8 protein-coding genes are annotated in these 8,074 nt (G+C 73.3%); 3 read left to right on the plus strand and 5 right to left on the minus strand.

What is annotated here, in order from left to right; all coding sequences use genetic code 11:
* Positions 1-40: 40 nt before the first annotated feature.
* The 3 genes from ITI46_RS31890 to ITI46_RS31900 form a co-directional block, all read right to left on the minus strand.
* Positions 41-1,141 (minus strand): glycerate kinase, encoded by a 1,101-nt coding sequence (locus ITI46_RS31890; protein ID WP_209243428.1) that lies wholly within the window; start codon positions 1,139-1,141, stop codon positions 41-43.
* Between the two features lie 204 nt (positions 1,142-1,345).
* On the minus strand, positions 1,346-2,776 hold the full coding sequence (locus ITI46_RS31895) for a phytoene desaturase family protein (protein WP_209243422.1): 1,431 nt from the start codon (positions 2,774-2,776) through the stop codon (positions 1,346-1,348).
* Between the two features lie 26 nt (positions 2,777-2,802).
* On the minus strand, positions 2,803-3,648 hold the full coding sequence (locus ITI46_RS31900; RefSeq protein ID WP_209243423.1) for an inositol monophosphatase family protein: 846 nt from the start codon (positions 3,646-3,648) through the stop codon (positions 2,803-2,805).
* A 62-nt stretch (positions 3,649-3,710) separates the two neighbouring features.
* Here ITI46_RS31900 and ITI46_RS31905 point away from each other — a divergent pair, with 62 nt between their 5' ends.
* Positions 3,711-4,448 (plus strand): SIR2 family NAD-dependent protein deacylase, encoded by a 738-nt coding sequence (locus ITI46_RS31905; RefSeq protein ID WP_209243424.1) that lies wholly within the window; start codon positions 3,711-3,713, stop codon positions 4,446-4,448.
* A gap of 443 nt (positions 4,449-4,891) precedes the next feature.
* Here ITI46_RS31905 and ITI46_RS31910 read toward each other — a convergent pair whose 3' ends face one another.
* Complete coding sequence (locus tag ITI46_RS31910; RefSeq protein ID WP_209243425.1) at positions 4,892-5,581, minus strand: B3/B4 domain-containing protein; 690 nt, start codon at positions 5,579-5,581, stop codon at positions 4,892-4,894.
* A gap of 203 nt (positions 5,582-5,784) precedes the next feature.
* Between ITI46_RS31910 and ITI46_RS31915 the strand changes: the two genes are divergently transcribed.
* Positions 5,785-6,543, plus strand: coding sequence for a 3-oxoacyl-ACP reductase family protein (locus ITI46_RS31915; protein WP_209243429.1), 759 nt, complete (start codon positions 5,785-5,787; stop codon positions 6,541-6,543).
* Positions 6,544-6,695: 152 nt separating this feature from the next.
* Positions 6,696-7,175 (plus strand): hypothetical protein, encoded by a 480-nt coding sequence (locus ITI46_RS31920; protein WP_209243426.1) that lies wholly within the window; start codon positions 6,696-6,698, stop codon positions 7,173-7,175.
* On the opposite strand, the gene ITI46_RS31925 is transcribed toward ITI46_RS31920, so the two are convergent.
* Positions 7,159-8,058: a class I SAM-dependent methyltransferase gene (locus tag ITI46_RS31925; protein WP_209243427.1), complete on the minus strand. Its 900-nt coding sequence runs from the start codon at positions 8,056-8,058 to the stop codon at positions 7,159-7,161. The two genes, ITI46_RS31920 and ITI46_RS31925, sit on opposite strands and share 17 nt — an antisense overlap.
* Positions 8,059-8,074: the final 16 nt, after the last annotated feature.

The raw sequence follows: 8,074 nt of genomic DNA on the forward strand, positions 1-8,074 counted from the left end.
GCTGTGCCTGCGGGTGGGGGTGCGGCTGGGAGGCTCGCGGTTACAGCTGGTCAGCGGCGAGGCGTTCGCCGAGGGTTTCCAGGAGCGGGCCCGCCTCGGCGATGCAGCGTTCGACATCGGACTCGAGGTCCGTGAGGGCGTAGGCCCGCTCGATCCCGGCGGCGGCCAGGTCACGCTTGCCGATGGCGAGCCGGCCGCAGACGGCGACGACCGGCTTCCCGGCGCGGCGCGCGGCAGCCGCGACGCCCGCTGGAGCCTTGCCGTGCAGGGTCTGCTCGTCCAGGGAGCCCTCTCCCGTGATCACGAGCGAGGCCCGCCCGATCGCGGCCTCGACGCCGAGCTCCTCCATGAGGATGTCGATGCCGGGGCGGAACCGGGCACGGAGACCGACCAGGGCGCCGAAGCCGATACCGCCGGCGGCGCCCGCGCCGGGCGAGGCGGCGGCCTCCTGTTCGCCGAGGACCTCGGCGAAGTGGGTGAGGGCGCCGTCCAGCAGCTCCACGTCCTCGTCCGTGGCGCCCTTCTGCGGGCCGTAGACGGCGGCGGCGCCCTTGGGGCCGGTCAGCGGGTTGTCGACGTCGCTGGCGAGGACCACCTCGACGTTCTTGAGGCGCGGATCCATCTCGGAGAGGTCGGCGGAGACCAGTTCGCGCAGTCCGCCGCCGCCCCACGGGATGGAGTCCCCGTCCCGGTCGAGCAGCTGGGCGCCCAGCGCGTCCAGCATGCCGGCGCCGCCGTCGGTGGTGGCCGAACCGCCGACGCCGAAGATGACGGTGTGCGCGCCCGCCTCGACGGCGGCCAGCAGCAGCTCGCCCGCGCCGTAGGTGGTGGCTGTCAGCGGTACGAAGACGCCGGGCGGCAGATGCTGCAGGCCGGACGCCTCGGCCATCTCCACGACGGCGGTGCCCTCACGCAGCGCGAAGGCGGCCGTGACGGGGGCGCCGAGGGGGCCGGTGACCTCGACCTCGTGGCGGGTGAAGCCATTGGCGACGGCCGCGGCGACGGTGCCGTCACCGCCGTCGGCCACCGGCACGGCCTCGACGTCCACCTCCGGGCGGGCCTTCCTGAGTCCGGCCGTCAGATGCTCCGCGACCTCGACGGCCGTCAGCGATCCCTTGAACTTGTCCGCGGCGATCAGCACCCGCGCCGGTGTGGTCCGCACCGTCGTTGTCATGGTTCTGCCCCTGGGTCTCTCTGTTGTTCGAACAGGCAGTCGCGCCTTGGGGACCCTATCTGTCCGACACCTCGCTCGACCATGGGCCACGAGGGGAGGGAGCCCGTCCAGCCTGTCGCGCGCCGCCCCGCACCCTACGCGCCGTGGGGCGTCCGCCGCTCGGTGTCCCCCTCACCGCGCCCGGCGCAGCCTGCGCCACACGGCGCGCGCTGCGTGGTGGCCCGCCATGCCGTGGACGCCGGGTCCTGGCGGGGCCGCGGAGGAGCACAGGAAGACGGACGGGTGCGCTGTCTCGTACGGGACGCGCTTGAGCTTGGGCCGGATCAGCAGCCGCAGCCCGGCCGCCGAGCCGCAGGCGATGTCGCCGCCGACGTAGTTGGCGTTGCGGGCAGCGAGCTGGGGCGGCCCTGCGGTGGCCTTGGCCAGTACGCGGTCGCGGAAGCCGGGCGCGAACCGCTCGATCTGCCGCTCGACGGCCTCGGTGGCGTCGCCCTCCCAGCCGTTCGGGAGATGGCCGTACGCCCAGAAGACGTGCTTGCCCTCGGGGGCGCGGGTGGGGTCCACCAGGCTGGGCTGCGCGGTGATCAGGAAGGGCCGCTCGGGGGCCCGGCCGCGTACGACGGCGTCGCGCATCGCGGTGTCGATGTCGTCGAGCGTGGGGCCGACGTGCACCGTGCCCGCGCGGGCCGCGTCGGGTGAGGTCCAGGGGACGGGGCCGTCCAGCGCGTAGTCGATCTTGAAGAGGCTGGCGCCGTAGCGGACGTTGTCGTAGGTGCTGCCGAGCCCGGCGATCCGGGCGAGTGCGGTGGGCGAGGTGTCGAAGATGTAGGCGCGGGCAGGCGGGAGTTCGTCCAGGCGTTTGACCTCGGTGCCGGTGTGGATCGTGCCGCCGAGGGCGCGCAGATACCCGGCCAGCGCGTCGGAGATGGACTGCGAGCCGCCGCGCGGGACCGGCCAGCCGACCACGTGCGCGGCGAGCGCGAAGACGAGCGCCGGGGCGGTCATGAACGGGTTGTTCATCGGCGCGATGACATGTCCCGCCATGCCCGCGAGCAGCGCCCTGGCCTTCTCGTCCCGGAACCGGACCCTGGACCAGGTGATGGGCTGGAGCCCGGTGAGGCCGAAGCGGACCAGTTGCACGGGGTCGATGGGGAAGCGGCCGTTGAGCGCCGAGCCGTAGCCGAAGAAGTCCTCGGCCAGGGTGTCCCAGCGGTCGAGGTAGGGCCTGACCAGACGGCGGTACGCGCCCGCGTCGCGCGGGCCGAGGGAGGCCGCCGTCTCGCCGACCGAGCGGGCCAGCACGGCGGCGCTGCCGTCAGGGAACGGGTGCGCCATGGGCAGTTCGGGGTGCAGCCACTCCAGCCCGTACCGCGCGAGCGGCATGGCGCGGAAGGCGGGTGATCCGGCGCCGGTGGGGTGGATGGCGGAGCAGGGATCGTGCCGGAAGCCGGGAAGGGTCAGCTCCTCGGTGCGGGCTCCGCCGCCGACGGTGTCACGGGCCTCGAACAGCTCGACCTCGAAGCCCCGCCGGGCCAGCTCAACGGCTGCGGTCAACCCGTTGGGGCCGGCTCCCACGACCACCGCGTCCCGGATCGATGGCACTTGCGGCTCCCCTCGCCCGGCCCTGGTCAGGCAGGTCGGCTTCTGTCGCTCTCCGCGCTCTTGTCGCGCAGCAGACCCACCATACGCCGCGTCGTGTCCGCGTCACGCGCCGCGGTGAACGGCAGCGCGTTGCCGCCCTCCAGGCGGAACGGAGCGTTCGCGACCGTGCTGCTGGCGCCGCCCGCCTCGGCCACCATCAGCAGCCCCGCGGCGTGGTCCCAGGCCGACTCCCAGGTGTAGGCGACGGCGTCCAGCCGGCCCCGGGCGATCGCCACGTATTCGAGTCCGGCCGAGCCGGTTGGCCGTACCTCCACGCCGTCCGTACGCAGTCCGCTCAGTGCGCGTTCCTGGGACTCGTCGGTGTAGTCCGGGTGTGAGACGGCGACGTGCAACGGGGCGCCCGCCTCGGGGGAACCGGCATGCAGCGCCGCTCCGTTGAGAAATGCTCCGTGGCCGCGCCGCGCGAGGGCGGTCATCCCGAGGGCGGGCGCCAGGATCCACCCGGCGAGGGTCCTGCCGTGGTGGGCCAGGGCGACCATGGTGCAGAACCCCTCGTCCCCCGCCACGAACTGCCGGGTGCCGTCGATGGGATCGATGATCCACACCGGGTCCGGGCCGGCGAGCGCCGCGTACGAGGCCGGGTGCGCATGGACCGTCTCCTCGCCGACGACCGCCGAGCCGGGCAGCAACTGGCGCAGCGCCTCGGAGAGTTGCTGTTCGGCGCGCTGGTCGGCGACGGTGACCAGGTCGTGGCTGCCGGTCTTGGTCTCGACCTCGTGCTCGGCGAGCTGCCGCCAGCGCGGCATGACCTGTGCGTCCACGGCCTCGCGGACCGCCTGTTCCACGGCTGACGTCAGCTCATCGTCGATCACCTCACCATGGAAGCACGGGCCGGACCGGAAAGGGCGACGCGGGCGGGAACTACGCTGGTCGCATGGCTGAACGTGACGGCGCTCCGCTGGTGGCGATCCTGACCGGCGCCGGGATCTCAACGGACTCCGGCATCCCCGACTACCGCGGGCCGCAGGGGCTGTGGCGGAAGGATCCGGAGGCCGAGAAGCTGGTCACGTACGCGTACTACATGGCCGATCCCGACATCCGCCGCCGCTCGTGGCTGATGCGCGGCGAGAGCCCGGTGTGGCGTGCCACGCCCAACGCGGCGCACGAGGCGATCGCCGCGCTGGAGCGCTCGGGTACGCCCGTGCGGGTCGTCACGCAGAACGTCGACGGGCTGCACCAGGCGGCGGGCGTCCCCGACCGGAAGGTGCTGGAGCTGCACGGGAACGCCCGTACGGTGCTGTGCACGGCGTGCGGGGCGCGCTCGGCGATGGAGCGGGCCCTGGAGAGGGTGGCGGCGGGGGAGGCGGATCCCGCGTGCGAGGAGTGCGGCGGCATTCTGAAGTCCGCCACCGTGATGTTCGGTCAGGCGCTGGATGGGGAGGTGCTGGCGCAGGCCGTGACGGTGGCCAAGGCGTGTGATGTCTTTCTCGCGGTGGGCACCAGCCTTCAGGTTCAGCCCGCCGCGTCCCTCGCGGGGCTGGCGGCGGAGCACGGGGCGCGGCTCGTCATCGTCAACGCCGAGCCGACGCCGTACGATTCGCTCGCCGATGAACTGGTACGCACCCCGATCGGCGAGTCCCTCCCCCGCCTCCTCGCCGACTTGCATCCCTGACCGGTCCGCCGCTTTCTTTTCTCTGCCGCTCCACCTTTCTCAGCCGCTCCACGTGTGTCCACCGCTCCACGTGTGTCCACCGCTCCACGTGTGTCCGCCGCTCCACGTGTGTCCGCCGCAACGGCGAGACGCCACACGGCGGTGACCGGCGCCGCAGCCAGCCGCAGCCCGGGGCGCGCTCGGCACCGCCGGACAGGCCGTGGGGGTGCGCCGCCGTCACGGCCGAAAGGGAAGCGGCCGGAATGAGAGGGGCCCCGGGAAGAGAGGGCCCCGGGAAGAGAGGGCCCCGGAAACGGGTGACGCCGCCCTTTTGTCCGCCGCAACGGCGAGACGCCACACGGCGGTGACCGGCGGCGCCGCAGCCAGCCGCAGCCCGGGGCGCGCTCGGCACCGCCGACAGGCCGTGGGGGTGCGCCGCCGTCGCGGCGGGAAGGGGGGACGGGTCAGGCCCGCAGGAGGCGGGAGGTGGTCGTGACGCCGGGGCTGCTCGCCCGGAGGGCGTCCGTGAGGGCGCGGCCGGCCGCTTCCAGCGCGGAGTCGTCCATCGCAGAGAGGGCGTCGAAGACGAAGACCGCGCGGGTGGTCTCCGTCGTCAGCCGGGTGCGTACGCACTGGCGCCAGTTCCAGCGGCGGACGGTGACCCCCGCGTCGTCGCGCCAGATCGCTTCGCCCGCACGTGGGTTCTCCGTCACCGGCTCGCCGCCCGACATCAGTTCGAAGGGCTCGGTGCCCTCGGCGCGGGTGAGCCTGAGCGGGCCGACGTAGCGGTCCAGGTCCTCGCCGCCGAGCGGGACGACATGGGCGACGGAGATCGCGTTGTAGATGTCCGTCAGCCGGTCGACGCGCGGCAGCCCCTCAGCGGCGCGCCGCAGCAGCGCGTCGACGCTGGGCCGGGTGCGCTTGGGCTTGGCGCCGAAGGCGCGGAACGCCTCCCGCCACTCGGCGGTGTGCGGGTGCTGCTCGGGGTCGCACGCCTTCGCCTCCGCCTCGGCGAGCAGCTCCTCGCTGAAGGCGTCGCCGGGTCCGGGCCGCAGCCCCTCGGCGGTGATCAGCAGCGCGCGGTAGTCGGGGCGCAGCTCGGCGACGGACGGGTCGATGGAGGCTGCGGCCAGCCACTCCTCGGTGGTGTTCATGAGTACGAGTCGCTCCTGCGATCTGGAAGAGTTCACTCAACCGTACCAGCAAGTGCAGCGTAAGCGACCAGGAATGTACCGTCCGAATAGCGCCAGCGCCCCGGCGAGCGCCGTCCGAGGATCGAGTCATGTCGAACGGAACGACCCAGACGACGACCGACATGACGACCACCGGAACGACCACCAACGGGCAGGCGGAGACCATGCACAGCGACACCACTGACAAGCCCCTCAGCGGCCGGGCCGCTCTAGTGACCGGCGGCAGCCGGGGCATCGGCGCGGCCGTCGCGCTGCGGCTGGCGGCGGACGGCGCCGACGTGGCGCTGACCTACGAGTCGAACGCGGAGCTGGCCCGCGAGGTGGCCGAGCAGATCAAGGAGCGCGGCGGCCGGGCGTGGACCGTACGCGCCGCGCTGGCCGACGCCGACTCGGTCCGGGCCGCCGTGGACGGGGCGGCGGAGGAGTTCGGGCGGCTGGACATCCTCGTCAACAACGCGGGCACCGGCGCCCAGGGCGAGCTCGCGTCGGTGGAGCCCGCCGAGCTGGACCGGGTGCTGACGGTCAACGTCCGCGGCGCCTACCTGGTGGCACAGGCCGCAGCCGCCCGGCTGGCCGACGGAGGGCGGATCGTCAACATCGGCAGCTGTGTGTCCGCGCATGTGCCCTTCCCCGGAATGACGCTCTACGCCATGAGCAAGGCGGCCGTCACCGGGCTGACCAAGGGCCTGGCCAGGGAGCTGGCGCCGCGCGGCATCACCGTGAACCAGGTGTCGCCCGGCCCGGTCGACACCGACATGAATCCCGCCGACGGCGAGGGAGCCGCAGCGCAGGCGGCCCTCACGATGCTGGGCAGGTACGGAACGGCGGAGGAGATCGCCGACTCGGTCGCCCACCTCGTCGGCGACGGCGCCAGGTACGTCACCGGCGCTGTGCTGGCGGTGGACGGCGGCTTCGCCGCCTGAAGGGCCTTGAGGGAACCTCCGCGTACGCACCTCCGCATACGCGGAACAGCCGCTGCCGAGTGGCGGTCCTCCCGGGCCCGTGGTGCTCTGGTTCCACAGCCCCTCCCCGCATCGGGGAGGGCCGAGCCGGATGACCTCGTGAGGAACCCGGAATGACGTCCAACGCCCCCGCTCCCCGCCACGCTCCACCCCCCGCACCGCACGGGCAGGCGTACCGCATCGTGCAGGGCGGCGCTCGCGTGCTGTCCGCCGGCGGGCTCGGCGTCGACGCCTACGTCCACGCCAACCTCGCCGACCAGTACGACGCCGTCAGCGCGAGCATCAGCCAGGGGGACCTCTTCCGGATCGAGGCGGGGGTGGCGGCGCTGGCGGGGCTGCTGGTGCTGGTGTGGTGGCGTACGATCTCGGACGCGTTCGCCTGGCTGGTCGCGGGCGGCGGGCTGGCGCTGCTGCTGGTGTACGCCTACGTCGACGTGGGGAAGCTGGGCCCGATCCCCAACATGTACGACCCTTCCTGGTTCGACGACAAGAGACTCGTCGTCGTCGCCCAGGGCGTGACGCTGGTGATGTCGACGTTCCTGCTGATCAGTCACACACGCAGGTCGCGCCGGATCGTCACCGACGTGGGCTGAGGTTGCGGCGGGCCGCGTCCGCCTCGTGCTGCCCCGGGCCGCCACCGAACGGGCCGACGGCGGCATCGGTCCGCCGTGCCGTGACCGCCACGGTGGTGTAGCCCACGGTGAAGCTGCCCCCGATCGCGTCGACGGCGGCTCCGACGGCTTCCAGCACCGGCGCCTGCTCGGCCGCGGGGAGCGTGGTGAGGAGGCCCTGGGTGGGCATCTGGTCCAGCCACTCCTCCCGGGTACAGCTCTGTTCCCAGCTGAACCGCCACTCCTCCGGCTCGCCGAATCCGCCCGCCTCCCGGATGCCGTCGACGGCCTTGTCGGACAGCGGCCGGCGACCGCCCGCGCCCTGCGGCACCTGCCGGAGGTCGACCGGTGCGTCGGGCACCACCTGCTGGTAGGCAGCGGCGAAGGCTTCCGTCACCTCCGGCGGAAGCTGCACGGTGTTCCAGAAGGCGGCCAGCAGACCACCGGGACGCAGCACCCGCGCGGCTCCGGCAGCGCCGGCGACCGGGTCGACCCAGTGCCATGCCTGCCCGGAGACGACCACGTCGAACGTCCTGCCTGCCGGGTCCCAGGTCTCGAACGTGGCCACCTCGACCTCCAGCCCGCCGCGCCGGGCGAAGGCGGCCAGCCGTACGTCCGGTTCGACGCCGAGGACCCGGCAGCCGGCTGCCTGGAACTGCCGGGCAGCGATACCGGTGCCGCAGCCGACGTCGAGCACGTCCGGGCCGGGGCCGGCCTCGACGACGCGGCGCACCAGACGGTCGGGATAGCGGGGTCGGGTGCGGTCGTAGCGTTCGGGGTCGACGCCGAACGACTCGGCCATCTCCCGCAGTTGATGCGGCTCGGGTTCGGAGGGGCGCGTGGACCCCGACGGCGTAGTGGGCATGCGCCCACTATAGGTG

Source organism: Streptomyces oryzae (genome assembly GCF_017676365.1).
Taxonomy (GTDB): Bacteria; Actinomycetota; Actinomycetes; order Streptomycetales; family Streptomycetaceae; genus Streptomyces; species Streptomyces oryzae.